Genomic DNA, 26,235 nt, shown 5'->3' on the forward strand with positions numbered 1-26,235 from the left:
GGCCGCGTCACACCAGGCGCAGGTCCCTGGCCTGCGCCTGCGGGAACACCCGCTGCAGCTGCGCCGGCGACAGGCCCCACATGCGCCCGAGCAGGCCGCCGAGCAGGTCGCGGTAGTTGGTCAGCACCGGGTAGTCGCGGTCCTGGAACAGCGCCGCGCGGGTCACCGCCACCTGCTCGCCGGCGATGCGCCCGCCGGCGATGCCGCCGCCCAGGACCCAGTAGGCGGTGCCGTGGCCATGGTCGGTGCCCTTGTCGCCGTTCTCGCGGAAGGTGCGGCCGAACTCGGACAGCACCACCACCACGGTGTCGCGCCAGTGCGGGCCGAGCGCGTCGGCGTAGGCCGCCAGGCCCTCGGACAGGTTCCTGAGATTGTTGGCGAGCGCGCCGGCGGTACTGCCCTGGTTGACGTGGGTGTCCCAGCCGCCGACGTCGACGAAGCCGAGCCGGTAGCGGTCGCGCATCAGCGTGGCGATGCGCCGCGTTTCCTCGGCGAAGGTGCGCGCGCTGGCGGCGCCGCGGTTGGCCTGCGCCATTTCCTCGCGCAGCGCCTGCGATACCTGCTGGCGCAGCGCCAGGCCCTCGTGCGCGGCCGACGCCAGCGGCGTGTCCTGGTACATCTGCGCCAGGATCGCCGCCTGCCGCGTATCGAACGCTGGCGTGGCGGCGCGCTTGAGCGACAGGTTCGGGACGTCGCCGCCGCCCTGGAAGCTCAGCGGCAGCGAATCGGTGAAGGCGATCGACGGCGTGCCGGTGGCCACCTGCGACAGGCGCGCCAGGAAGCCGGAGCGGTAGTCGCCGCGCTGGCCCGCCGCCGCGCCGGCCTCGATGTCGTCCTGGGTCTGGAAGTGGCTGCGCGACAGGTCGTCGGTGCCGGCGAACGGCACGAACGCCAGCTGCTTGCGCTGCCACAGCGGCAGCAGGCTCTCGCGCAGCGCCGGATTCAGCCCCCACTGCGCATCCAGCGCGATCGCGCTGTCCGCCTCGCCCGGATCGGGACGCGCGATCGCCAGGCTCGGCCGCGCCTCGTGGTAGAAGTCGCTCGCGTACGGCACCAGCAGGTTGTTGCTGTCGTAGCCGCCGCGCAGGAACACCAGCAGCAGGCGCGGCGACGGCGCGGGCGCCGCGAACAGGCGTCCGGCGAACGGCAGGCTGGCCGCGGCGGCGGCGGATGCGAGCAGGAACTGGCGACGGTGCATGGCGGTCTCCGCGGTCGCTGCGCTCAGCGGTAGTTGAAGTCCGGCGAGGCCAGCAGGAACGCGTTCCATTCCTGCTGCGAACGCGCCTGCGCCAGCGCCTGGCGCGTGGCCGGGCCGAGCTGCGGCTCGACCGCCTGGTAGTACAGCGGCGTGGCCAGCTGCGGGAACCCGGCGCGCTGCTGGCCGTCGAGGGTGAACAGCTGGGTGTTGCCGCCGCCGATCGCGCGCGCGATCTCGAAGCGCTGCGCCATCTGTCCGGAGCTGTTCCATGCGCTGGACTGCAGCGGCCAGCCGTCGGGGGTGATGCGCCCGTACAGCGGTTCGCCCATCTGGCTCAGCCAGCCGAGCAGCGGCCGCGGATTGACGATGACCTGGCCGTCGTAGGCCAGGCGCAGCGACGACACCAGGAATCGGTACGGATCCTTGAACTTGCGCTGCGCGCCAGCGGCCATCTCCGGCGAGGTGAACAGGGTGCGCAGCACCTCGGCGATGTCTCCGTCGCTGCGTTCGAAGCTGCGCGCCATCCTCGCCACCAGCGCCGGGGGCGGATCGTCGGCGACGAAGTACTCGGCCAGGCGCCGGGAGACGAAGCGCGCGCAGGCCGGCTGGCGCACGATCAGTTGCACCGCGCGCTGCACCTCGTCGAAACCGCCGCCGGCGATGCGCTGGCCGAGCAGGGTCTTGTCGCCCGGCTGGTGCCGCGCCGGATTGAACTCGAACGCGCCGCGGCGCAGGTACTGCGCCTGCTGCGCCGGCGGCAGGCGCGGTGGCGCGTCGCGGTTGGGCGGCACGATGCCCACGCCGGTGAGGATCAGCGCCAGCTGCTGCACGTCGCGCTGGTCGTAGCCGCCGTCCACGCCGAGCGTATGCAGTTCCATCAGTTCGCGCGCATAGTTCTCGTTGACCTTGCCCTTGGCGTTCTGCGCGTTGTCCAGGTACTCGAGCATCGCCGGGCTCTGCAGCGTCGCCATCACCAGGTCGGAGAACTTGCCCAGCGCGTGCGGGCGGATCGCGTTCTCGCTGTAGTCGGCCACGGCCCAGCGCACCCGGCCCTTGTCGGCGAACACGCTGAAATGGTTGAGCCAGAACCACGCCATCTGTTCGCGCAGCTGGTCGCGCGAATACACCGCGCGCAACAGCTGCGCCTGCCTTGCCTGCGCCAGCAGCGCGTCGGCGCGCTGCTGCAGCGCCTTCTTCGCCGCGACCTTGGCCTCGCCGTCGGGCAGCGCCTTGATCGCCTGCTGGCGCGCCGCGAGCTCCGCGAGCAGGTCCTGCACCGGCGTGCGCAACGCATCGTAGCCGTCCAGCTGCGCGCGCACCTGCGCCGGCAGCTGGTCGTCGCCGGCGGCGGGACGCAGCTGGTCGCGCAGGAAGCGCTTGCGCCCGTCCTGCTGCAGCCGGGCGACGCTGGCGCTGTCCAGGCCGGTGGTCATCGACTGCAGCCAGCGTGCGTCGTCGTGCTCGATCAGCTTGCCGCTGCCGGCGATGGCCGCCACGGTGAACAGCACCAGCAGCGCCGACAGCAGCAGCCGCTGCGCATGGCGCAGCAGGCGGCGGCCACGCAGGCGCATCGGCGTGCGGGACGCGGAACGGCGCCGGACTGGGGGCATGCGGCTCCTCGCGCGGATGCGGCGGCAGGAAACGCGCAGTATCCGCGCCTGGGCAGCGGACGCGTTAAGCTTCCGTAGCCGGACGAGCGCGCATTTGCGTGGAATTCAGCCGCAGCGCGATGCGCGCGCCTGGATGTCGATGCCGATACGCCGAGGTCGACAGGTGCGCCACGCCGCAACGCGCAGGCGGACGCGCGAGTGCGGGAACCGCTACAGGCCCGGCGGCAATGTGACCAGGAAGCGTGCCCCGCCCAGCTCCTCCGAGCGCGTCACCTGCAGTTCGCCGCGATAGCCCTTGATCAGATCCTGCACGATCGCCAGGCCGATGCCGTGGCCGTGCACGCGCTCATCGCCGCGCACGCCGCGCTGCAGGATGTGGACCACGTCCTCCGGCGCGATGCCGGGACCGTCGTCGTCCACCGACAGCACCATGCCGGCGCGGCGGCTGCCGGCGGCCTGGGTCGGGCGCGCGGTCAACAGCACGCGCCGCCGCGCCCACTTGAACGCGTTCTCGAGCAGGTTGCCGAGCAGTTCCTGCAGATCGCCCGGCTCGCCGTGGAAGCGCGCGGCCGGATCGATGTCGAACTCGCACAGCACGCCCTTGGCCGCGTAGACCTTCTCCAGGCCGCGGACGATTTCCTCGGCGTTGGGCTCGATCGGCAGCGGCGCGGAGAACAGCTTGTGGCCGCTGGAAGCCGCGCGCGCCAGCTGGTAGGACACCAGGTTGTTCATGCGCCGCAGCTGGATGTCCAGTTCCTCGCGCAGGTCCACCTCGCGCGCGCCGCTGTCGAGCTGGGTGCGCAGCACCGCCAGCGGCGTCTTCAGGCTGTGCGCCAGGTCGGCCAGCGTGTTGCGCTGGCGGTCCAGGTTCTCGCGTTCGCTTTCGATGAAGGCGTTGATGCTGTCGGTCAGCGGCTCCAGCTCGCGCGGATGGCGGTCGCCCATGCGGATCGCTTCGCCGCGCTGCACCTTGGTCAGCTCGTTGATCACCCGCCGCAGCGGGCGCAGGCTCCACTGCAGGATCACGGTCTGCAGCAGCAGCAGGATCAGGCCGGCGCCGCCCAGATAGAACCAGACCCGTCCGCGGAACACGCGCAGCTGCGCGCCGAGCGCGCGGGTGTCCTCCATCACGTAGATGGTCACCGGCGTTTCCTTGTCCCGGCGCACGTAGGCCAGGCCGATGCCGTAGCGGTAGACCTCGCCCTCGCTGCCGTCGATCTGGGTCATCGGCAGCGGCCCGTCGAAGGTCTCCTGCCGCGGCTCCAGCATCTGCCCGGTCGGCGGCAGCGGCCCTTCGCTGGACATCGAGATCCAGCGTTCGTTGGGCATCACGATCTGCGCGTACAGGCCGCTGCCCGGACGGTCGAAATGCGTGTCCGGCGGCGGCTTGTCGTTGTTGATGTACAGCGAGCCGTCGCGCGCCACGTCGATGTTGTTGGCGTAGGCGGTGGCGTAGCTCTTCAGCCGTTCGCGCAGGTTGTTGAGCGCGGTGTCGGCGAAGGCCTGGTCCAGCGCGTAGCCGGCCAGGGCCAGGAACGCCACCAGGCTGAGGCTGGCGGCGAGCAGCTGCCGCGCCTGCAGCGAGCGCGGCAGCCAGCGCCTGACGAACCGGGAACGGCCGCGCACGTTACGCTCGCTGCCTGCGCGGTGCGGCTCAGCCTTCGTTGCGCGGGATCGCGAAACGGTAGCCGCGGCCGCGCACGGTCTCGATCGGCTTCAGCTCGCCGTCCGGGTCCAGCTTCTTGCGCAGGCGGCCGATGAAGACCTCCAGCACGTTGGAGTCGCGGTCGAAGTCCTGCTGGTAGATGTGCTCGGTCAGGTCGGCCTTGGACACCAGTTCGCCGGCGTGCATCATCAGGTACTCGAGCACCTTGTATTCGTAGCTGGTCAGATCCACGTTGCTGCCGCTGACGCTGACCGTCTGCGCCGCCAGGTCCAACGCGACCGGCCCGCATTCCAGGGTCGGCTTGCTCCAGCCGGCGGCGCGGCGCAGCAGCGCGTTGACCCGCGCCAGCAGCTCCTCGACATGGAACGGCTTGACCAGGTAGTCGTCGGCGCCCTGCTTCAGGCCCTCGACCTTGTCCTGCCAGCTGGAACGCGCGGTGAGGATCAGCACCGGGAACTTCTTGCCTTCGTCGCGCAGCGCCTTGATCAGCTCCATGCCCGACATCTTCGGCAGGCCCAGGTCGATGATGCCCACGTCGAACGGCACCTCGCGGCCCATGTACAGCCCTTCCTCGCCGTCCTGCGCGGCATCCACCGCGAAGCCTTCGCGCTTCAGGCGAGCAGCCAGGGTCTCTCGCAGCGGAGCTTCGTCTTCGACCAGAAGGATACGCATGAACTCTCCCTAGTGACTTGCAGATGGCCGACGGCCAGGACTTTGTTACAGAATGAACCGGACTATCCGGGCTCAGGGGTTATCGTTGCGTGGTGGTTCATCGGTCGGCACCGGACGCGGCGCGCGCGGCATCGGCCGCTGCGGATTGGGGTCGTCGTCCATGTAGCGGACCCGTCCGCGCCCATCCATGTACTTGACGCGGTTGATGTCGCGCCCGTCGAACGGCACCCGCTCGGCGCCAAGGATCTGGCCACCGGTGGAACGCTGCACCCGGCGCACCGCGTCGGACAGCGAGCTGCCGTCGCCACGGGCGCGTGCCGGGTCGCGCGCCTGGGCGATGGCCCCCGGACCCGGCCCTGGTCCCGGACCAGGCCCCGGCGGCACCTGCGCCCAGCCGTCACCGACCACGGCGATCGCGAGCGCGATCACGGCGGCGGTACTGCAGCGGCGGAGGGTGGCGGGTATCACGACTTGGCATCCTAACGGACTGGTCCGAAACGTTCAAAAGTTGTGAAGCGGACCCGTGCCGGCCTGGGTCGCGATTCTTGAAAATCGAGGCAAATTCTTGATTTTTCGGGGTGAATCCGGTCTGAACTTTTCCGTCCGCGGCCGCTGCCGTTCAGTCAAATGAATGCGCTAGAACACCTCGGCGACGCAGCAGCGCAGCGATCCGCCCCCTGCCTCCAGGGCCTCCAGCGGCACGCTGGCGACCTCCAGGCCCACCTCGCCAAGCTGAACGCGAACGCTGAACGGTAGCGCGGCGGCGGCCCGTTCGCTCATCCACACCCGCCGCGGATGCACGGCGATGGCGTTGGCGCAGAACGCGCGCTGCGCTGCGGGCTCCAGCAGCAGCCCGCCCTGCCCATAGAAGGCGGCGATGGCCAGCGCCAGCGCCGGGTCGGCGAATCCGGCCGGCGCCACCAGCGCGGCGCGCGAGGCCAGCACCGCCAGCACCACGTTGGCGTGGTACTCGCCCGGCGCCAGGTCGAACAGCAGCGTGGCGCGCAGCCCGAAGGCCTGGTGCATCAGCGCCGCGCCGGCCTCGTCGCAGCGCTCGGACAGGCCGCAGAAGCCCAGCCCGCGCGCGCGGTCGATCACCAGCGCGCCGGTCAGCTCGCACGGATGCGGCTGCTGCGACAGGTCGACTTCGGCGTAACCCAGGGTGACGGCGAAGAAGCCGCGGATATCGGCGCGCTGCGCCTCGCGCTGGCGCACCGGATGGCGCATGCGGCCGACGATCAGCCGCCCGGGCGCGGTGGCGAAGACGTTGTTGGGGAACACCGCGTCCGGCGCCGCCGGATCGCCGGGAAAGGCCAGCACCGGCAGATCCGCCGACAGCGCGCGCTGCAACGCACGGTGCTGGGCCAGCGCCAGGTCCGGGTGGAAATCCGCCGCGGCGGCCATGTAGCGGTTGTCCTGCGCCGACTGCTCGGCGCGGGCGAAGCCGTCCGGCATCACCAGGAACGCCGAGCGCGCGGTCGCCGGGCCGGCGTCGGCGGCGCAGCCGCGGGCGTAGGCGAAGAACGCCTGCCGATCGCGGGTGATCATGCCGCCGCGCGCGGCTCGCCGGCGGTAGCCTGCAGCGCCTGCTCGACCAGTGCCCAATCGGCGCCGGGACGATGCGCGCCTTCGCTGAGCACCTGGCGGAACGCGCGCCCGCCCGGCTGCCCGTGGAACAGCCCGAGCAGGTGGCGGGCGATGTGCTTGAGCGCGACGCCTTCGCCCAGTCGCGCCTCGACGTAGGGACGCAGCGCGCGCAGCAGCTCGGCGCGCGGCCGCGGCGCGGCGCCGCTCAGCGCCGCGTCCAGGCGGTGCAGCACGTAGGGATCGTGGTACGCCGCGCGGCCCAGCATCACCCCGTCCACCGCGTCCAGCTGCGCCTGCGCCGCCTCCACGCTGGCCAGGCCGCCGTTGAGCACGATCTGCAGCTGCGGGCGCTGCCGCTTGAGCCGGTGCGCCCAGTCGTAGCGCAGCGGCGGCACCTCGCGATTCTCCTTCGGCGACAGCCCCTGCAGCCAGGCGTTGCGCGCATGCACCACGAACAGCCCGCAGCCGGCGGCGGCGACCTGGTCGACGAAGGCGAGGAAGACCGCGTAGTCGTCGTCCTGGTCCACGCCCAGCCGGCACTTCACCGTGACCGGGATGTCCACCGCCTGCACCATCGCCGCCACGCAATCGGCCACCAGCGCCGGCTCGCGCATCAGGCAGGCGCCGAAGCGCCCGGCCTGGACCCGGTCGGACGGGCAGCCGCAGTTGAGGTTGACCTCGTCGTAGCCCGAGTCCTGGCCGATGCGCGCGGCCTGCGCCAGCAGCGCCGGGTCGCTGCCGCCGAGCTGCAGCGCCAGCGGATGCTCGGCCGCATCGAACCCCAGCAACCGCTCGCGGTCGCCATGGATCACCGCGTTGGCGTGCACCATCTCGGTATACAGCCGCGCCGACGGCGCCAGCACGCGATGGAACACGCGGCAGTGGCGGTCGGTCCAGTCCATCATCGGGGCGACGGACAGGCGCAGCGAGGCGGCATAGCGCGCGGACAGGTCGGAGGTCGGGAGCGGAAGCGTCATCGGGCGCGCGGTGCTGCGCTGTCGGCCTGCTGGCGAAAGCGTCAGATCATTGGCTTTGGGATCAATAGCTTACACGTTCGCCATGAACGCTGCCGATGCCTGCCCGCGCATTGACTTGCGCTTGACCCGCCGCCGCATCCGGCCTATCGTGCGCTCGCCGAAGGTATTCATCGCTTCATTCGGATGAAGGGATGGATTTAAACGGGAATCCGGTGAAGGCCGGCGCCGCAAGCGCCCGCCCATTCCGGAGCTGCCCCGCAGCGGTGAATGGAAACGACCTCCGTCAATGGCACTGGGCCGGCGCATGCCGGCCTGGGAAGCGGCGGACAGTAGGCGCGCAGCCGACACGGTGCGCTCGTCCATCAGCCCGAATACCGGCCCCGGCCGGAGGACGTGTCCTCCGATTCGACCTGGCGTCTCCGCGGGGAGGCGGCCGGAAGCCGTGCCGTGGCCCTGCGCCGCGCTGCGCTCTTCCGCCTGCCCGCGTGGCGCCGGTTCGCCCGCGGGGGCGAAGGTCGCTGGCGTGGCGGGCGTCCCGTGCGAACGGGCGGACGGCGCGCGGTTCCTTCGTTCCTCAATGCCCATGAACGCAATGAGGAAACGCACATGACGATCGTGACCAACCTGGGCTTCCCGCGCATCGGCGCGCGGCGCGAGCTCAAGCGTGCGCTGGAAAGCTACTGGCGCCGCGACACCGATGGCGCAAGCCTGCAAGACACGGCGCGGCAACTGCGCCAGCGGCACTGGCGGCTGCAGGTCGAAGCCGGGGTGGACCTGCCGCCCAGCAACGACTTCAGCCTGTACGACGCGATGCTCGACACCGCGTTCCTGTTCGACGCGATCCCGCAACGCTACCGCGCGCTGGCCGATGCCGATCCGCTGGCCGGCTACTTCGCGATGGCGCGCGGCACACAGGAGGACGGCCTGGACCTGCACGCGCTGGAAATGACCAAGTGGTTCGACACCAACTACCACTACCTGGTGCCGGAACTGGCGCGGCGCCAGCATTTCCGCCTGCGCGGCGACAAGCCGCTGGCCGAGTTCCTGGAAGCCAAGGCGTTGGGCATCACCACGCGGCCGGTGCTGATCGGGCCGGTGACCTTCCTGCTGCTGTCCAAGACGGTGGACGGCAGCGATCGCTGGGCGCTGCTGGACAGCCTGTTGCCGGTCTACGCCGAACTGCTGCAGCAACTCGACGCGGCCGGTGCCAACTGGGTGCAGATCGACGAGCCGGCGCTGGCGTTGGACCTGGACGTCGCCGCGCGCGAGGCCTATGGCCGCGCCTATGCGTTCCTGGCCCCGGCGCCGCGGCCGAAGCTGCTGCTGACCACGTATTTCGGCGAACTGGGCGACAACCTGGAGCTGGCCGCGTCGCTGCCGGTGGACGGCCTGCACGTGGACCTGGTGCGCGGCGTGGCGCAGCTGGACGCGGTGCTGCAGGCGTTGCCGGCCGGGCGCGTGCTGTCGGCCGGACTGGTCAACGGCCGCAACGTGTGGCGCACGCCGCTGGACAATGCGCTGACCCTGGCACGCTACGCGGCCGGGCATATCGGCCGCGAGCGCCTGTGGTTGGCGCCGTCGTGCTCGCTGCTGCACGTGCCGGTGGACCTGGAACAGGAAAAGGCGCTGGACCGCGACTTGTACGCCTGGCTGGCCTTCGGCAGGCAGAAGCTGCAGGAACTGCGCACGCTGGCCGACGCGTTGCAGGAGCTGCCGCACGCGCAGGTCGAGCTGGCCGCGGCGCGCGCGGCGCTGGAAGCGCGACGCGCTTCCGCGCGCGTGCATCGCCCCGACGTGGCACGACGGGTGGCGGCGCTGAGCGAGGACGCCGGGCGCCGCCAGTCGCCGTATCCGCAGCGGCGCGAGGCGCAACAGGCGGCGTTGCGGCTGCCGGCCTACCCGACCACCACGATCGGCTCGTTCCCGCAGACCGCGCAGGTGCGGCAGGCGCGTGCGCAACACAAGGCCGGCAAACTCGGCGATGCCGAGTACGACGCGTTCCTGGCGGCGGAGACCGAGCGCTGCGTGCGCGCGCAGGAGCAGATCGGGCTGGACGTGCTGGTGCATGGCGAGTTCGAGCGCAACGACATGGTCGAATACTTCGGCGAGCAGCTCGACGGTTTCGCCTTCACCAAGCACGGCTGGGTGCAGAGCTACGGCTCGCGCTGCGTGAAGCCGCCGATCATCTTCGGCGACGTGCAGCGCCCGACGCCGATGACGCTGCGCTGGACGCAGTATGCGCAGTCGCTGACCGACAAGCCGATGAAGGGCATGCTGACCGGGCCGGTGACGGTGCTGCAATGGTCGTTCGTGCGCGACGACCAGGAACGCGCGCAGACCTGCCGGCAGATCGCGCTGGCGCTGCGCGACGAGGTGCGCGACCTGGAGGCGGCCGGCATCGGCGTGATCCAGATCGACGAGCCGGCGATCCGCGAGGGCCTGCCGCTGCGCCGCGCCGAGTGGCAGGCGTACCTGGAGTGGGCGGTGCAGTGCTTCCGCATCGCCGCGGCCGGGGTGCGCGACGCCACCCAGGTCCATACCCACATGTGCTACTCGGAGTTCAACGACATCATCGAGGCGGTGGCGGCGATGGATGCGGACGTGATCTCGATCGAGACCTCGCGCTCGCGGATGGAACTGCTCGATGCGTTCGTGCGCTTGCGCTATCCGAACGCGATCGGCCCGGGCGTGTACGACATCCACTCGCCGCGCGTGCCCGGCACGCAGGAGATGGTGGCCTTGCTGGACAAGGCGCGCGCGGTGCTGGATCCGCAGCAGCTGTGGGTCAATCCGGATTGCGGGTTGAAGACCCGCGGCTGGCCGGAGACGCGCGCGGCGCTGGAAGCGATGGTGGCGGCGGCACGGCAGCTGCGTGCGCAACCGGCGCAGGCCGCGTGAGCGGCGATGCCCGGCGCGCTTCACGCCGGGCATCACACGCCGCACCGCCTAGCCCATCCCAGATATGCGCGGTTGTTGCGTTGCGTCTTTGTCGCGTAACACCGCCGCCGGTATAACCGTGACGAATCTCGCGGCGAGGGGGCGCCGTGCCCGCCAGGGCGCGCCGCCGTGTCGCACGGCATTTCCGGCAGCGTCCTTCGCCTGTTTGCAACGCCAGGGAGTGCGTCATGCCGAAGCTGTCGAGATTGTCCGCCGTCTATGTCCTGTGCTTCGCCGTCCCGGCCGGATCGGTGCAGGCCGCCGAACCGGTGCCGAAACAATTGGCCGGCCCGCCGGAGGAGTTCGCGCAGATGCGCGCACCGGCAGCGGCGGACAGCGCGGTCCTGTCCAAAAGCGCGCTGTTGCCGGTGGAGTTCGCCAGCGACCGCAGCGGCCAGGCGCAGTGGCAGGGCACGCTGCCGGTGGAGAACGGCCAGTTGCGCTTCGTGCTGTTGTCCGGCGAGCGCGATTGGCAGCCGCAGCTGCTCGCGCCCGGCGCGCGCGGCGGCAGCGCAGCGGCCGCGGCCGCCGCCGCGACCGTGCCCAGCGCCAGGGCCACGCGCCTGGGCGAAGGCGCAGCGGCGCTGCCCGCGCGCGAGTACCGCATCGACGGCGCCACCAACGGCGCCTGGACGCTAACCCTGCGCGCCGACGGCACCGCGCCGCAGCGCGGCTACGTGCTGATGCAGGGCGATGCGCGCACGCAGCTGGCCTCCTATCCCAGCGACCGCGCGCAACTGCGCAGCGGCCAGCGCATCGGCGTGACCGCGCTGCTCGGCGGCACCGACGACAAGGGCGCCATCGCCCTGGGCGCCGGCGCCGGGCGCATCGACGATGCGCAGCTGCGGGTGGTCGCGCCCGACGGCACGGTCACCCAATGGCCGATGGCCGACGACGGCCGCCATGGCGACGGCGCCGCCGGCGACGGCGTGTTCGCCGGCGATTTCCCGGCGCAGGCGCACGGCGCGTACATCGCGCAAGTGGTGGTACATGGCCGCGACGCCGGCGGCCAGCCGTTCGTGCGTACCGCCGAGCACGTGCTGCCGGTGCTGGATACTGCGCTGCGCGTGGTCGCCGATTCGGTGAGCGCCAGCGCGCAGGACGGCACGCGGCTGTCGTTGCCGATCGCGGTGAGCGCCAGCGGCAAGGCGCCGTCGCATTACCGGGTGCTCGGCGAACTGTGGGGTACCGGCCGCGGCGGCGCCGCGGTGCCGGTGGCGTGGCTGGGCGGCATGCTGGCGCCGCAGGACGGGCGCCTGCCGCTGAGCGTGGACGAACGCTGGATCGTCCGCGCCGGCGCCCGCGCGCCGTTCGTGCTGCGCAACCTGCGCATCGAGGACCCGGACCATTTCGTGCCGCTGGCCACCCGCGCCACGCTGCCGCTGACCTTGCCGGCACTGCGCCGCAGCAGCGTGGCGCGCGGCGGCGGCATCGACGAGGCGATGCGCATGGGACCGCGTCCGGCGTCGCTGTCGCGCGCCGGCAGCGACGCGCAGCCGCAGGCCACCGGCGCGCGGCTGCTGTTGCTGCACGGTTACTGCTCCGGCGGCGTGTGGCCGGTGGCGCAGTTCAGCAGTGCCTCGGCCTTCGTCGATGCCAACCAGAACCGCAGCCACGACCAGTTCGCGCAGCTGATCGCGCAGTTCGGCAGCCAGTGGAACTCGTTCGGCACCGTGGCGCACAGCCAGGGCGGCGCGGCCGCGCTGCACCTGCACGCCTACTACTGGAGCGGCCTGGACAACGCCACCGGCAACCGGCTGATGCAGTCGGTGGGCACGCCGTACCAGGGCACCAACCTGGCCGGCATCCTGGCGACGGTGGGTTCGTGGTTCGGCGTGGCCTGCGGCTCCAACAGCGACCTGACCTACAGCGGCGCCTCGGCGTGGCTGGCCGGCATTCCGGCCGCGTCGCGGGCCAAGGTGAACTACTACAGCACCTCGTTCGCCAAGACCAACTGGTACACCAACGACTACTGCAACGCGGCCTCGGACCTGGTGCTGGACGATCCGGAGGACGGCACCACCGAGCAGGTCTACGCGCAGTTGCCCGGCGCCATCAACCGCGGCCACACCACCGGCCAGTGCCACACCGGCGGCATGCGCGATCCGGCGCAGTACCTGGACGCCAGCCGCAACGCGGTGATGAATGCCAATGCGGCGAGGTGAAGTGAGGGCCGGGATTGGGGATTGGCAATGGCGGTGTCCGGGCATGGAGGCCTGGCACGCGCCGATGTACTAAAGCGGCAACGGCCGCCGCCATCGTTGGGCACACTCAATTGAACATGCGCACCTGTGACAGGGCGGCAAGGATGGCCTGACTTCCATTGGCGCGGTCTAGGCCCGGAGACTGTTGTAGGAGCGGCTTCAGCCGCGACAGGCCTGGCCCGTCGCGGCTGAAGCCGCTCCTACACGATCGCGCGAACTGGGGGTGACCGATCGATTGCGCTAAGGGCCGGCCTCGGCCACCGGCGTGCCGCTCTGCGCGTCGGCGCCGCCGCCCAGCACCCTGTACAGGGTGACGCGGTTGCTGGCTTCGGTCAGGCGCAAGGTGATCAGGTTCTGCTGCGCGGTGTACAGCGTGCGCTGCGCATCCAGTGCGTCCAGGTAGCTGTCCACGCCGTTGCGGTAGCGTGCGTCGGCCAGCGTGTAGCTGCGCTGCGTGGCCGCGACCAGCGCGCGTTGCGCGTCCAGGCGCTGGTCCAGTTGCGCGCGTTCGGCCAGCGCGTCGGCCACCTCGCGGAAGGCGGTCTGGATCGCCTGCTCGTATTCGGCGATGGTGATGTCCTTCTGGATCTTGCTCGCGTCCAGTTCGGCCTTCAGCGCACCGGCGCGGAAGACCGGCACGCTGATGGTCGGCACGAACGACCAGGTGCGGTTGCCGCCGTCGAACAGGCTGGACAGCGCGTCGCTGCTGCGCCCGGTCGAGGCGGTCAGCGAGAGGGTCGGGAAGAACGCCGCGCGCGCCGCGCCGATGTCGGCGTTGGCCGCCTTGAGCGTGTGCTCGGCCGACAGCACGTCCGGGCGCTGCAGCAGCACCCGCGACGCCAGCGTGGCCGACAATGGCGCCAGCGCCACCCCGGTCTCGGCGGCGGCGGCAGGTTCCGGCAACAGCGCGGCGGACAGCGGCGCGCCGACCACCAGCTCCAGCGCGTTGCGCGACTGCGCCAGCTGCGTGGTGTAGGCGGCCACGTCGGCGCGCGCGCTTTCCACGCTGGTCTGCACCTGCGCCAGGTCCAGCCCGGAGACGATGCCCTGCGTATGCCGGTATTCGGTCAGCTTCAGCGTCTGCCGCTGGCTGTCCAGGGTCTGCTGCGCCAGCGCCAGGCGCTGCTGGTCGGCGGCCACGGTCAGCCAGTCCGCGGCGACCTCGGCCACCAGGCTCATGCGCGTGCTGCGCTGGGTCTGCGCGGTGGCCAGGAAGGTTTCCAGCGCCTCGTTCTTGAGGCTGCGGATGCGGCCGAACAGGTCCAGCTCCCAGCTGCTCACGCCGACCTCGGCGGCATAGCTGCGGCCCACTTCCGAACGCCCGCTGGCGCTGGTCGCCGCGCTGCTGCGCGCCGCGCTCTGGCTGCCGGTCGCGTTCAGCGACGGGAACAGGTCCGCGCGCTGGATGCGGTACTGCGCGCGCGCCTTGTCGATGTTGAGCACCGCCACGCGCAGGTCGCGGTTGTGGTCCAGCGCCAGCGCGATCGTCTGCTGCAGGCGGCGGTCGAGGAACACCTCGCGCCAGTCCAGTTCGGCCACCGGCACGGCGTCGCCGTCCGTGCCGCTGCCGCTGTCGACGAAGGTCTCTGGCACCGGCGCATCCGGCCGCGCGTAGCCCGGCGCCATGCTGGCGCATCCGGCCAGCGCGGTGGCGCAGGCCAGTGCCAGCGCCAGGCGGGAAAGCGGCAGGCGCATCACGGGGTCACCTCGCCATCGTCGCGGCGCAGCGGTGCGGCCTCGGCCTTGTTGCCGGGAAACGCGCTGCGCACCATCACGTAGAACAGCGGCACGAAGAAGATGCCGAGCAGGGTGGAGACCAGGGTACCGCCAAGCACGCCGGTGCCCAGCGAATGGCGCCCGCCGGACCCGGCGCCACTGCTGACCACCATCGGCAGCACCCCGAGCATGAACGCCAGCGAGGTCATCAGGATCGGGCGCAGGCGCAGCCGCGCGGCCTGCAGCGTGGCCTCGATCAGCGGCTGGCCCTTGTCTTCCAGTTCCTTGGCGAACTCCACGATCAGGATGCCATTCTTGGCCGCCAGGCCCATCGTCGCCAGCAGACCCACCTGGAAGTAGATGTCGTTGGACAGCCCGCGCATCCATGTGGCCAGCAACGCGCCGACGATGCCGACCGGCACCGCCAGCATCACCGAGATCGGGATCGACCAGCTCTCGTACAGCGCGGCCAGGCACAGGAACACGAACACCAGCGACACCGCGTACAGCATCCAGGTCTGCGAGCCGGCGGCCTGCTCCTGGTAGGACATGCCCGACCAGGCGTAGCCCATGTTCTCGCCGGCCTGGCCGACCAGCGCGGCGACATCGTCCATCGCGTCGCCGGAGCTGATGCCGCTGGCGGCGCTGCCGGTGATCTCCATCGACTCGGTGCCGTTGAAGCGGGTCAGCACCTGCGGCGCGTAGGCCCACTGGCTGCTGGAGAACGCCGAGAACGGCACCATCGCCTCGCTGTCGTTGCGCACGTACCAGCGGCCGATGTCGCCGGGCAGCATGCGCGCGCTGGCCTCGCCCTGCACGTACACGCGCTTGACCCGGTTGTTGTTGAGGAAGTCGTTGACGTAGCTGCCGCCCATCACCGTGGCCAGCGTGGCATTGATGTCCGACGCCGCCACGCCGAGCGCGCCGGCCTTGGCATCGTCGATCTGCACGCGGTAGGTGGGCGCATCGTCCAGGCCATTGAAGCGCACCGCGCTCAGGCCCTGGTCGGCCGCGGCCAGCTGCAGCAGCTTCTGCCGCGCGGCCACCAGCGCATCGTGGCCGTTGCCGGCCACGTCCTGCAGTTGCAGGGTGAAGCCGGAACTGGAGCCCAGGCCGTTGATCGCCGGCGGCGACAGCGCGAACACCTGCGCGTCCTTCAGCGTGGCCATCATCGTGCCGGTGATGCGGTTGGCCACGTCCTGCGCGGTCGCGTCGCGCTCGGCCCAGTCCTTCAGCCGGATGAAGCCCATGCCCGAGTTCTGGCTGCTGCCGGCCAGGCTGAAGCCGGAGATGGTCATCACCCCCTGCACTTCCGGCTGCTTGAGGATGAACTGCGTGGCCTGGTCGATCGACTGCTGGGTGCGTTGCTGGGTGGCGCCGGCCGGCGTGCTGAACATCACCATCAGCATGCCCTGGTCCTCCTCGGGCAGGAACGAACTGGGCAGGCGCCAGAACAGCAGCGCCATCACCGCCAGCAGCGCCAGGTAGACCAGCGAGCCGAGCTTGCGCCGGCCGATGAGCGTGCCCACGCCGCGGCCGTAGCCGTCGGCGCCGCGCTCGAAGCGCGCGTTGAACCAGCCGAAGAAGCGCCCCAGCACGCCCTGGCGCGAGACGTGCCCGCCCTTCTCGATGGGCTGCAGCAGCGTGGCGCACAGCGCCGGGCTCAGGGTCAGCGCCACCAGCAGCGACAGCATCATCGCCGCGGCGATGGTCACCGAGAACTGGCGGTAGATCTCGCCGGTGGCGCCGCCGAAGAACGCCATCGGCAGGAACACCGCGGTGAGCACCAGGGCGATGCCGACCAGCGCGCCGGTGATCTGCCCCATCGAGGTATGGGTCGCCTGCTTGGGCGACATGCCCTGCTCGCTCATCAGCCGCTCGACGTTCTCCACCACCACGATCGCGTCGTCCACCAGCAGGCCGATCGCCAGCACCATCGCGAACATGGTCAGGGTGTTGATCGAGTAGCCGAGCAGCGACAGCACGCCGAAGGTGCCCAGCAGCACCACCGGCACCGCGATCACCGGCACCAGCGTGGCGCGCCAGTTCTGCAGGAACAGGTACATCACCAGCACCACCAGCACGATCGCCTCGAGCAGGGTCTTGACCACCTCCTCGATGGAGATGCGCACGAACGGCGTGGTGTCGTAGGCGACCTCGTACTTCAGCCCGGCCGGGAAATACGGCTTGAGCTGCTCGAGCTTGGCTTCCACCGCCTTGGCCGCGTCCAGCGCGTTGGCGCCGGTGGCCAGCTGCAGGCCCATGCCGGAGGCGGACTTGCCGTTGTACCTGGAGCTGGACGCATACGACTCCGCGCCCAGTTCCACCCGCGCCACGTCGCGCAGGTGCACGGTGGCGCCGCTGGCCTGCGACTTCAGCACGATGGCCTCGAACTGCGCCGGGGTCCTGAGCTTGCTGCGCGAGGTGACCGTGGCGTTGAGCTGCTGACCCTGCACCGACGGCAGCGCGCCCAGCGCGCCGGAGGAGACGTCGGCGTTCTGCGCCGAGATCGCGCCGCTCACGTCCGAGGGCATCAGCGCATAGGTGCGCAGCTTCTCCGGGTCCAGCCACACCCGCATCGAATATTCCGAGCCGAACACGTTGACCCCGCCGATGCCGTTGAGCCGGCTGATCGGGTCCTGCAGCGTGGACACCATGTAGTCGCCGATGTCGGTGCTGTCCATGCTGCCGTCTTCGGAGGTGAAGGCCAGCACCATGAACATGCTGCCGCTGGCCGACTTGGTGACGGTCACGCCGTTGCTCTTGACCGCATCGGGCAGCATCGCCTCGCCCTGCGAGACCTTGTTCTGCACCTGCACCTGCGCGGTGTCCGGATCGGTGCCGGAGTCGAAGGTCAGGGTGATCGATGCGGTGCCGGCCGAGGAGCTGCTGGAGGACATGTACAGCAGGTTGTCCAGGCCGGTCATCTGCTGCTCGAGGATCTGGGTCACCGAGTTCTGCACGGTCTCGGCCGAGGCGCCGGTATAGGTGGCGCTGACGCTGACCGACGGCGGGGCGATGTCCGGGTACTGCTCCAGCGGCAGCGAGAAGATCGAGATCGCGCCGGCCAGGGTGATCACGATCGCGATCACCCACGCGAAGATGGGACGGTCGATGAAGAAACGCGCCATGGGAAGTCCTCAGTCGGCCTTGCCGGCGCTGCCGGCGGCGGTGGGCACGGCCTTGGCCGGCGCCGCAGCGGTGCCCGCAGGCGCGCCGCCCGCCGCCGCAGCGGCGGCCTGGCCCGCGGCGACCTCGACCGGCTTCACCTGCGCGCCGGCGGCCACCTTCTGCAGGCCCTGCACGATCAGCCGGTCGCCGATCTTCAGGCCGTCGCTGACCACCCAGCGGTCGCCGATGGCCTCGCCGGTCCTGAGCACGCGCTGCTCGACCTTGTTGCCCGCGCCCACCACCATCGCCACCGCTTCGCCCTTGCTGTTGCGGGTGACGGCCTGTTGCGGCACCAGGATGGCCTGCTCGTCCACCGCCATCGACAGCACCGCCTTGACGTACATGCCGGGCAGCAGCAGGTGTTCGGGATTGGGCACCACCGCGCGCAGCTTGATCGTGCCGGTGGCGGTGTCCACCGCCGCATCCACCACTTCCAGCGTGCCGCTGCGCGCATAGGTGCTGCCGTCCTCCAGCACCACCTTGACCTCGGCCTTGCCGTCGATCGCCTTGAGCCGGCCGGCATCGAGCTGGCGCCGCAACTGCAGCAGCTGCGCGCTGGACTGGGTGACGTCGACGTAGATCGGGTCGAGCTGGTTGATGGTGGCCAGCACGTCGGCCTGGTCGGCGGTGACCAGCGCGCCGGGGGTGTAGCTGGAGGTGCCGATGCGGCCGCCGATCGGCGCGGTGATGCGGGTGTAGTCCAGGTTGATGCGCGCGCTCTGCAGCGACGCCTTGGCCGCCAGCACCGCCGCCTCGTTGGAGCGCAGCGTGGCCAGCGCGTCGTCGCCGTCCTGCTTGCTGATCGCGTCCAGCTGCACCAGCGTTTCGTAGCGCTTGGCCTTGGGCCGCGCCGACAGCACGGCGGCCTCGGCCTGGGCCAGGTCGCCGCGCGCGGCGTCGTAGGCGGCCTGGTAGGTGGCCGGATCAATCTGGTACAGCACCTGCCCGGCGACGACCTCGTCGCCTTCGGTGAACAGCCGCTTGCGCAGGATGCCGCCGACCTGCGGGCGCACCTGCGAGCTCATGTAGGCCACGGTGCGTCCGGGCAGGGTCTGGTCCATCGCCAGGCGCTGCGCGCGTACGGTCTGCACGCCGACCTCGGTCTCGCGTGGCGGCGGCGCCTGCTCGGGCGAGCAGGCAATCAGCGCAGCGGCGATCGTGGCCGCGAGCAGCCAGCGCGAGGGCAGCGGGAAACGGCGACGGGTAGCGGGCGACGGCATGCGACGAACTCACGGTCTAGCGGAAGCTGGCCACGCTACGGCGCGAATGTGCAGCAAATTTGGAGAATGCGCGGGGCGCTCAGGTTTCGCTTGATTTCGCCCACGGCGGCGCGGCTAATACACGGCATCCGCCGTCGCCGCGCCACCGCTTGCTTCCTCCACGATGAAACCGGGCATCACCGCCAAGCTGTTCCTCGCCATCCTGGCCGCGTGCGCGGCGGTGCTGCTGGTCAACGGCGTGGCCATGCAGCTGTTCCTGAAACGGGCGTTCCTGGACTACCTCAACGAGCAGGGCATCGAGCGGATGATGGAAGTGATGCCGCGGGTGCGCGCCGGCTACGCCCACCATGGCAACTGGGACTTCATCCGCGACAACCCGGATGCCTGGTTCCTGCTGATGCGGCCGGAGCGAAGCGCCACGCTGGCGCCGCGCGCGCCGCCGGTGTCCGACCAGACCGGCGCGGTATTGCGCTTCGCGCTGCTGGACAGCCGCTACAAGGTCCTGATCGGCAATCCCGACGTGGATCGCAGCGACGTGATGCGCCCGGTGGTGGTGGACGGGCGGACCGTGGGCTGGATGGCGATGCGCTCGTTCGAGAAGGTCCTGGCCGTGGCCGACGCGCGCTTCTACCAGGCGCAGCTGCGCGCATGGTGGATGATCGGCACCGCCTCGGTGCTGGTCGCCGCGTTGCTCGGCTGGCTGCTGTCGCGCACGCTGCTGCGGCGCCTGCGCGGGCTCACCGGCGCCACCCACCGCCTGGCCGCCGGCGACTACGCCACGCGCATCGACGCCCGCGCGCGCGACGAACTCGGCCAGCTGGCGCGCGACTTCAACCAGCTGGCGCAGGCGCTGGAGCACAACGAGCGCGCGCGGCGCGACTTCATGGCCGACATCTCGCACGAACTGCGCACGCCGCTGGCGGTGCTGCGCGCCGAGCTGGAGGCGCTGCAGGACGGCATCCGCCCGTTGACGGCCGGCTCGATGGCATCGCTGCACCAGCAGGTCGGCCAGCTCGGCAAGCTGATCGAGGACCTGTACGAACTGTCGCTGACCGACGTCGGCGCGCTGGCCTACCGGCGCGCGCGGATCGACCTGGCGGTGGTGCTGGAGACCACGCTGGCCGGCATGCAGGCGCGCTTCGCCGCGGCGGGACTGGCGCTGCGCGCGCAGATCGCCGCAGGCCCGTTGCCCGTGCACGCGGACGAACGCCGGATGCAGCAGCTGCTGGCCAACCTGCTGGAGAATTCGCTGCGCTACACCGACGCCGGCGGCCAGGTGCAGGTGCGTTGCGAGCGCGACGGACTGCAGCTGCGGATCAGCGTCGAGGACAGCGCGCCGGGCGTGGACGCGGACAAGCTCGGGCGCCTGTTCGAGCGCTTCTACCGCGCCGAGGCCTCGCGCAACCGCGCCAGCGGCGGCAGCGGGCTGGGCCTGTCGATCAGCCGCAACATCGTCGAGGCCCACGACGGCGACATCGTCGCCGGACCCTCGCCGCTGGGCGGCCTGCGCATCGTGCTGCGGCTGCCGGCGCTGGAGGACTGATGGACGCGGACGCCGAGCCGCTCGGACACGTCCTGATCGTCGAGGACGAGCCGCGCCTGGCCGCGGTGCTGGGCGAGTACCTGCGCGCGGCCGGCTACTCCCACGACTGGATCGCCGACGGCGCGCAGGCGCTGGGCGCGTTCCGGGCGCAGACGCCGGACCTGGTGCTGCTGGACCTGATGCTGCCCAACCGCGACGGCCTGGAGATCTGCCGCGAGTTGCGCGGCATCAGCGCCGTGCCGGTGATCATGGTCACCGCGCGCGCCGAGGAGATCGACCGCCTGCTGGGCCTGGAGATCGGCGCCGACGACTACATCTGCAAGCCGTTCAGCCCGCGCGAGGTGGTGGCGCGGGTGCAGGCGGTGCTGCGCCGCCATCGCCACGATCCGTTCGCCGCACCGGCCTCGGGCCTGGCGATCGACGAGACCGCGTGCCGCGCCAGCGTGCACGGCCGCGACCTGGACCTGACCCAGGTCGAGTTCCGCCTGCTGCGCACGCTCGCCGCCGCGCCCGGCCGCGTGTACTCGCGCGAACAGCTGATGGACCGCCTGTACGCCGACCACCGCATCGTCACCGACCGCACCGTCGACAGCCATGTCAAGAACCTGCGCCGCAAGCTCGCCGACGTCGGCGGCGAGGACTGGGTGCGCTCTGTGTACGGCGTGGGGTATCGGTTCGAGCTGTGACCTGAGCTCGCCGATGGGCGCAGGCGCCCCGTCGCTGCACCGAGCGCAGCGCTCGCGAGTCCCGAGTCCCGAGTCCCGAGTCCCGAGTCCCCAGGATCAGCGAAACACCACCGTGCGATGCCCGTTGAGCAGGATGCGGTGCTCCACGTGGCGGCGCACCGCGCGCGCCAGCACCTGCGATTCGATGTCGCTGCCCAGCCGCACCAGTTCGCGCGGGGTCATGGCGTGGTCCACGCGGGCCACGTCCTGCTCGATGATCGGGCCTTCGTCCAGATCGCCGGTGACGTAGTGCGCGGTGGCGCCGATGATCTTGACCCCGCGCGCGTGCGCCTGGTGGTACGGCTGCGAGCCCTTGAAGCTGGGCAGGAAGCTGTGGTGGATGTTGATCGCGCGCCCCGCCAGCGCCTGGCACAGCGTGGGCGACAGGATCTGCATGTAGCGCGCCAGCACCACCAGGTCGATGCGCTCGCGCTCGACCAGCGCCAGCAGCTGCGCTTCCTGCGCGTCGCGGTTGCCGGCATGCACCGGCAGGTGGTGGAACGGCACGCCGTAGGACGCGGCCAGCGGCGCGAAATCGGCGTGGTTGGAGGCGACCGCGGCGATGTCCACGCGCAGTTGCCGGCTGTGCGCGCGGAACAGCAGGTCGTTGAGGCAATGGCCCTGCTTGCTGACCAGCACCAGCAGCCGCGCGCGGCGCCGCGCATCGTGCAGCTGCCAGTCCATCGCGTAGTCGGCGGCCAGCGGCGCCAGTTGCGCCTGCAGCGCATCGACGGTGCCGGCCGCCGGCGCGTCGAAGTGCACGCGCAGGAAGAAGCGCCCGCTCTCCTCGTCGCCGAACTGCTGCGCGTCGAGGATGTTGCAGCCGTGCTCGAACAGCAGGCCGCTGACGCGGTAGACGATGCCGGTACGGTCCGGGCAGGACAGGGTCAGGATGTGGTCGGGGCGCATCGGGGCAATGATAGGGGAAGCGGCGGGACTGGGGACTGGGGATTGGGGATTGGGGACCCGGGACCCGGGACTCGATGCAGGGTGCGGAACGCGGGACGTGGCGTCGAGGCATGGCGGCATCGACGGCGGCTTAGGTCCCCTGCTCCGCGATCGCAATGGGCTGGGCGCGCCTGCTGAACGCGTGGACTGCCGTCGTGCCGGGGCGCGCTTCGTCGACTCCGCCCCCCCCTTCCGGCCGGCTCGGCACTTCGGCCGGCGCGAGAGCCACGCCGTGCGCGCAGCGGCTGCGGCATGTCCAACGGCGCAGCGCCCTGCGCGATGCACGATGCGCGCGCTTGCAGCGCGCACACCGCTCCGCGACCGCAGCGGCGACGCCGCGCTCACTCTTCGCCGAAGTGCTCGCGGTACACCGTCACCAGCCAGTCGATGAACACCCGCAGTCGCGGCGAGGACTGGCGGTGCTGCGGATACAGCACCGACACCGGCATCGGCGGCGAAGTCCATTCCGGCAGCAGCTGCACCAGGCTTCCGTCGCGCAGGTAGTCCTCCACCCCCATGCGCGGGATCTGGATCACGCCGTATCCGTGCAGCGCGCAGGTGATGTAGGACTGGGCGTCGTTGACCGATATCCATCCTTCCGGTTCCACCTCGTACACCTGGCCGTCGACCATGAACTCGAACGGGTAGTCGATGTCGTGGCTGCTGGCGAAGAAGCGCACCGCGCGGTGCCGCGCCAGATGGTCCGGATGCAGCGGCACGCCGTGCGCGGCGAGATAGGCCGGGCTGGCGCAGACCACTTCGTGCAGCGTGGCCAGCCGCCGCGCCACCAGCGACGAATCGCGCGGCCGGCCGGAGCGGATCGCGCAGTCCACGCCTTCGCGCACCAGGTCCACCAGCCGGTCGCCGCTGCCGATCGCCAGCCGGATGTGCGGGTAGCGCGCGTGGAACTCGCCGAGGCGCGGCAGCACCACGCGCACCGCGTGGCTGCCGTGCATGTCCACCCGCAGCAGGCCGCGCGGGCTGGCCGCGGCCTGGCGCAGCGTGCCTTCGGCGTCGTCCACCTCGGCCAGGATGTGCAGGCAGCGCTCGTAGAACGCCTGCCCGTCCACGGTGGTGCGGACCTGCCGCGTGGTGCGCTCCAGCAGCCGCGCCTGCAGCCGCGCTTCCAGCTGCTTGATCGCGTGGGTGGCGGTGGCGCGCGGCAGTTCCAGTTCGGCGGCGGCGCGGGTGAAGCTGCCGAGCTCGACGATCCGGGTGAACAGGCGCAGGGAATCGAAGCGGTCCATGCCGGCATTGTTGGCCGATATTGGATTGTTTTGCCAGTTCCGATGCATTTATCCACAAGCGGCCAACACCAAGAATGCTCCTCACGCCATCGCCCCGCGACGGCCTCACAGGAGCCTTCCGATGAACGACACCGCTTCCTCCCCACGCAAGACCGCGCTGGTCACCGGCGCTTCCCGCGGCATCGGCCGCGCCATCGCCCTGCGGCTGGCAGGCGACGGATTCGACGTGGTGGTCAACTACGCCGGCAACGCCGCCAGCGCCGAGGCCACGGTGCAGGCGATCGCCGAGGCCGGCGGGCGCGCCGTCGCGATTCAGGCCGACGTGGCCGACGCGCAGGCCGTGGCCAGGCTGTTCGACGGCGCCGCGCAGGCGTTCGGCCGCATCGACGTGGTGGTCAACAGCGCCGGCGTGATGCCGCTCGCGCCGGTCGCCGAGAGCAGCCTGGACGACTTCGACAAGGTCATCGCCACCAACCTGCGCGGCACCTTCCTGGTGCTCGCCCAGGCCGCCAAGCGCCTGGGCGAAGGCGGCCGCATCGTCGCGCTGTCGACCAGCGTCATCGCCAAGTCCTTCCCCGGCTACGGCCCGTACATCGCCTCCAAGGCCGGCGTCGAAGGGCTGGTGCGGGTGCTCGCCAACGAACTGCGCGGACGCGGCATCACCGTCAACGCGGTCGCCCCCGGTCCGGTCGGCACCGAGCTGTTCCTCAAGGGCAAGAGCCAGGAGCAGATCGAGCAGAGCGCTAGGCTGGCGCCGCTGGAGCGGCTGGGCACGCCCGAGGACATCGCCGCGGTGGTCGCCTTCCTCGCCGGCGCCGACGGCGGCTGGGTCAACGCGCAGGTGCTGCGCGCCAACGGCGGCTTCGCTTGAGATCCCGCGCCGTCCCGCGCCATCGCAGGGCGGCGCCCGCGCCGCCTGGCCCTACCGGAGAACAGCCATGAACCGCGATACCCCGAAGATCATCCTCATCACCGGCGCGTCCAGCGGCTTCGGCGCGCTGGGCGCACGCGCGCTGGCCCAGGCCGGGCACATCGTCTACGCCAGCATGCGCGACACCGCCGGCCGCAACGCGGCGCAGGTCGCCGCGGCCGCCGACTATGCGCGCAGCCACGGCGTGGACCTGCGCACGCTGGAACTGGACGTGCTGTCGCAGGCCTCGGCCGACGCGGCGGTCGCCAAGGTGCTCGCCGAGGCCGGGCGCCTGGACGTGCTCGTGCACAACGCCGGGCACATGGTGTTCGGCCCGGCCGAGGCATTCCTGCCCGAGCAGTACGCGCAGCAGTACGACGTCAACGTGCTCGGCACGCAGCGGGTCAACCGCGCCGCGCTGCCGGCGTTGCGCCGGCAGGGCCGCGGCCTGCTGCTGTGGGTCGGCAGCAGCAGCACGCGCGGCGGCACCCCGCCGTTGCTCGCGCCCTACTTCGCAGCCAAGGCGGCGATGGACGCGCTGGCGGTGAGCTATGCCGCCGAGCTGGCGCGCTGGGGCATCGAGAGCAGCATCCTGGTCCCGGGCGCGTTCACCCACGGCACCCGCCACTTCGCCCATGCCGGCACCCCGGACGACGCCGAACGCGCGCACGCCTATGCGCACGGCGCCAGCGCCGGGCTGGCCGAACAGGCGCAGTCCGGGCTGGCGGCCTGCGTCCCGGACGACGCCGACGTGGCCGAGGTGGCGCGGGCGATGGTCGCGATCGTGGACGCGCCGCACGGCAAGCGCCCGTTCCGCGTGCACGTGGACCCGGCCGACGACGGCGCGGCGGTGGTCAACGCGGTCGCCGACCGGGTGCGCAGCGAATTCCTGCGCCGCATCGGCCTGGGCGACCTGCTCGCGCCGCGCATGGCCGCCGAGGAGGTGTCCCATGGCCGCTGACGGCAAGCCCGGTCTGGGCCTGAACGCCGCCGAGTCGGCGGTGGCCGCCACCGCCGCGGCGCTGGCGGCGCTGGTGCTGGAGGTCCCGGTGTGGGCGATGTTCATCGGCTGGATCGCCTACTTCACCCGCGCCCCGAGCCTGCGCCAGGGCGCGGTCAACTTCGCCTGCGTGCTCGGCGGCCTGCTGCTCGGCATCGCCGCCTCGCTGGCGATCGCCGCGCTGGCGCCGCTGCTCGGCGCCGCGACGCTGCCGCTGGTGGTGTTCGTGGTGTCGTTGCTGGTGCTGTCGATGGCGCGCGTGCCGGTGTTCAACAACCTGCTCGGCTTCTTCCTCGGGCTGGTCAGCTGGTTCGCCGCGCACCAGCCGCCGTCGGTGGCGCTGTTCGCCGAACTGGCGCTGGCGGCGCTGCTCGGCTCGACTGCCGGCTGGATCGCCGCCGGCCTGCACCGGCGCGCCGCGCGGGGCGCGGCATGAACCGCGCGCCGGGCGCAGCGCGCGCATGGCGCGAGCCTGCGGCCTATGCGCTGCTGCGCGGCGGCTTCGGCGTGCTGCTGATGACCCATGGCCTGCCCAAGCTGCTCGGCACCGCGCACGGTTCGATGGCCGATCCGATGGGCAGTTCGATCCGCCTGATCGAGCACACGCTGCACCTGCCCGCCGCGCCGCTGCTGGCCGGGCTGGTGGCGCTGCTGGAAGCCGGCGGCGGGCTGCTGCTGGCGCTGGGCGTGGCCACCCGCCCACTCGCCGCGCTGGTGACGGTGCAGATGATCGCGATCTGCGTCGCGCTGGGTCCGACCTGGGTCTGGATCGACCGCGGCATCGAATTCCCGGCGCTGATGGCGCTGCTGGCGCTGTACCTGGCGGTGCGCGGCGGCGGTGCATGGTCGCTGGCGGCGGCATGGCGCCGGCGCGGCGACGGCCACGCGCGCGCCAGCTGATCCG

General features: G+C 71.3%; 20 protein-coding genes and 1 riboswitch. Of the genes, 8 read left to right on the forward strand and 12 right to left on the reverse strand.

Features of this window, described 5'->3' with window-relative positions; all coding sequences use genetic code 11:
* Positions 1 to 7 precede the first annotated feature (7 nt).
* The 7 genes from JR065_RS18540 to dusA all read right to left on the reverse strand — a co-directional run bounded on the left by JR065_RS18540 (position 8) and on the right by dusA (position 7,710).
* Positions 8 to 1,198: a DUF1501 domain-containing protein gene (locus tag JR065_RS18540; RefSeq protein WP_206235885.1), complete on the reverse strand. Its 1,191-nt coding sequence runs from the start codon at positions 1,196 to 1,198 to the stop codon at positions 8 to 10.
* Between the two features lie 23 nt (positions 1,199 to 1,221).
* Positions 1,222 to 2,769 (reverse strand): DUF1800 domain-containing protein, encoded by a 1,548-nt coding sequence (locus JR065_RS18545; protein ID WP_206235886.1) that lies wholly within the window; start codon positions 2,767 to 2,769, stop codon positions 1,222 to 1,224.
* 249 nt (positions 2,770 to 3,018) lie between these two features.
* Complete coding sequence (locus JR065_RS18550; protein WP_206235888.1) at positions 3,019 to 4,434, reverse strand: ATP-binding protein; 1,416 nt, start codon at positions 4,432 to 4,434, stop codon at positions 3,019 to 3,021.
* 28 nt (positions 4,435 to 4,462) lie between these two features.
* A complete protein-coding gene (locus JR065_RS18555; protein WP_053520384.1) occupies positions 4,463 to 5,146 on the reverse strand; it encodes a response regulator transcription factor in 684 nt (227 codons plus the stop codon).
* A gap of 72 nt (positions 5,147 to 5,218) precedes the next feature.
* On the reverse strand, positions 5,219 to 5,614 hold the full coding sequence (locus tag JR065_RS21830; RefSeq protein ID WP_206235889.1) for a hypothetical protein: 396 nt from the start codon (positions 5,612 to 5,614) through the stop codon (positions 5,219 to 5,221).
* 168 nt (positions 5,615 to 5,782) lie between these two features.
* Positions 5,783 to 6,694 (reverse strand): arginine deiminase-related protein, encoded by a 912-nt coding sequence (locus tag JR065_RS18565; RefSeq protein ID WP_206235891.1) that lies wholly within the window; start codon positions 6,692 to 6,694, stop codon positions 5,783 to 5,785.
* Entirely contained in the window at positions 6,691 to 7,710 is a 1,020-nt protein-coding gene (gene dusA, locus JR065_RS18570) for a tRNA dihydrouridine(20/20a) synthase DusA (RefSeq protein WP_206235892.1), read from the reverse strand. The genes JR065_RS18565 and dusA overlap by 4 nt, the downstream gene beginning before the upstream one ends.
* A 143-nt stretch (positions 7,711 to 7,853) precedes the next feature.
* Positions 7,854 to 8,107: riboswitch (cobalamin riboswitch) on the forward strand.
* Positions 8,108 to 8,316: 209 nt separating this feature from the next.
* Between dusA and metE the strand changes: the two genes are divergently transcribed.
* Together metE and JR065_RS18580 are read left to right on the forward strand one after the other, a co-directional pair.
* Positions 8,317 to 10,608, forward strand: a complete 2,292-nt coding sequence (metE, locus tag JR065_RS18575; RefSeq protein ID WP_206235894.1) for a 5-methyltetrahydropteroyltriglutamate--homocysteine S-methyltransferase — start codon at positions 8,317 to 8,319, stop codon at positions 10,606 to 10,608.
* A gap of 227 nt (positions 10,609 to 10,835) precedes the next feature.
* Positions 10,836 to 12,812 carry a choice-of-anchor X domain-containing protein gene (locus tag JR065_RS18580; protein WP_206235895.1) on the forward strand — a complete coding sequence of 659 codons (1,977 nt, stop codon included), beginning with the start codon at positions 10,836 to 10,838 and terminating at the stop codon, positions 12,810 to 12,812.
* 279 nt (positions 12,813 to 13,091) lie between these two features.
* On the opposite strand, the gene JR065_RS18585 is transcribed toward JR065_RS18580, so the two are convergent.
* From JR065_RS18585 to JR065_RS18595, 3 genes are read right to left on the reverse strand one after another with little or no spacing between them, the layout of a single operon-like run.
* The gene (locus JR065_RS18585; RefSeq protein ID WP_206235897.1) at positions 13,092 to 14,546 is read right to left on the reverse strand and encodes an efflux transporter outer membrane subunit; all 1,455 of its coding nucleotides are present in this window, start codon (positions 14,544 to 14,546) and stop codon (positions 13,092 to 13,094) included.
* A complete protein-coding gene (locus tag JR065_RS18590) occupies positions 14,546 to 17,698 on the reverse strand; it encodes an efflux RND transporter permease subunit (protein WP_206235898.1) in 3,153 nt (1,050 codons plus the stop codon). Before JR065_RS18590 ends, JR065_RS18585 begins: the two co-directional genes overlap by 1 nt.
* Positions 17,699 to 17,707: 9 nt before the next feature.
* The gene (locus JR065_RS18595; RefSeq protein ID WP_206235900.1) at positions 17,708 to 18,958 is read right to left on the reverse strand and encodes an efflux RND transporter periplasmic adaptor subunit; all 1,251 of its coding nucleotides are present in this window, start codon (positions 18,956 to 18,958) and stop codon (positions 17,708 to 17,710) included.
* 163 nt (positions 18,959 to 19,121) lie between these two features.
* Between JR065_RS18595 and baeS the strand changes: the two genes are divergently transcribed.
* Positions 19,122 to 20,501 (forward strand): sensor histidine kinase efflux regulator BaeS, encoded by a 1,380-nt coding sequence (gene baeS / locus JR065_RS18600; RefSeq protein WP_206235901.1) that lies wholly within the window; start codon positions 19,122 to 19,124, stop codon positions 20,499 to 20,501.
* A complete protein-coding gene (locus JR065_RS18605; RefSeq protein ID WP_206235903.1) occupies positions 20,501 to 21,187 on the forward strand; it encodes a response regulator in 687 nt (228 codons plus the stop codon). The genes baeS and JR065_RS18605 overlap by 1 nt, the downstream gene beginning before the upstream one ends.
* A 96-nt stretch (positions 21,188 to 21,283) precedes the next feature.
* On the opposite strand, the gene purU is transcribed toward JR065_RS18605, so the two are convergent.
* Entirely contained in the window at positions 21,284 to 22,135 is an 852-nt protein-coding gene (gene purU / locus JR065_RS18610; protein ID WP_206235905.1) for a formyltetrahydrofolate deformylase, read from the reverse strand.
* A gap of 380 nt (positions 22,136 to 22,515) precedes the next feature.
* Positions 22,516 to 23,421, reverse strand: coding sequence for a LysR family transcriptional regulator (locus JR065_RS18615; RefSeq protein ID WP_206235906.1), 906 nt, complete (start codon positions 23,419 to 23,421; stop codon positions 22,516 to 22,518).
* A 121-nt stretch (positions 23,422 to 23,542) separates the two neighbouring features.
* Here JR065_RS18615 and JR065_RS18620 point away from each other — a divergent pair, with 121 nt between their 5' ends.
* The 4 genes from JR065_RS18620 to JR065_RS18635 all read left to right on the forward strand — a co-directional run bounded on the left by JR065_RS18620 (position 23,543) and on the right by JR065_RS18635 (position 26,231).
* On the forward strand, positions 23,543 to 24,292 hold the full coding sequence (locus JR065_RS18620) for an SDR family oxidoreductase (protein ID WP_206235908.1): 750 nt from the start codon (positions 23,543 to 23,545) through the stop codon (positions 24,290 to 24,292).
* A gap of 67 nt (positions 24,293 to 24,359) precedes the next feature.
* On the forward strand, positions 24,360 to 25,292 hold the full coding sequence (locus JR065_RS18625) for an SDR family NAD(P)-dependent oxidoreductase (RefSeq protein ID WP_206235910.1): 933 nt from the start codon (positions 24,360 to 24,362) through the stop codon (positions 25,290 to 25,292).
* Complete coding sequence (locus JR065_RS18630) at positions 25,282 to 25,767, forward strand: DUF1097 domain-containing protein (protein ID WP_206235912.1); 486 nt, start codon at positions 25,282 to 25,284, stop codon at positions 25,765 to 25,767. Before JR065_RS18625 ends, JR065_RS18630 begins: the two co-directional genes overlap by 11 nt.
* Positions 25,764 to 26,231, forward strand: coding sequence for a DoxX family membrane protein (locus tag JR065_RS18635; RefSeq protein WP_206235913.1), 468 nt, complete (start codon positions 25,764 to 25,766; stop codon positions 26,229 to 26,231). The genes JR065_RS18630 and JR065_RS18635 overlap by 4 nt, the downstream gene beginning before the upstream one ends.
* Positions 26,232 to 26,235: the final 4 nt, after the last annotated feature.

Origin of the sequence: Xanthomonas sp. (genome assembly GCF_017163755.1) — a bacterium.
Classification (GTDB): Bacteria; Pseudomonadota; Gammaproteobacteria; order Xanthomonadales; family Xanthomonadaceae; genus Xanthomonas_A.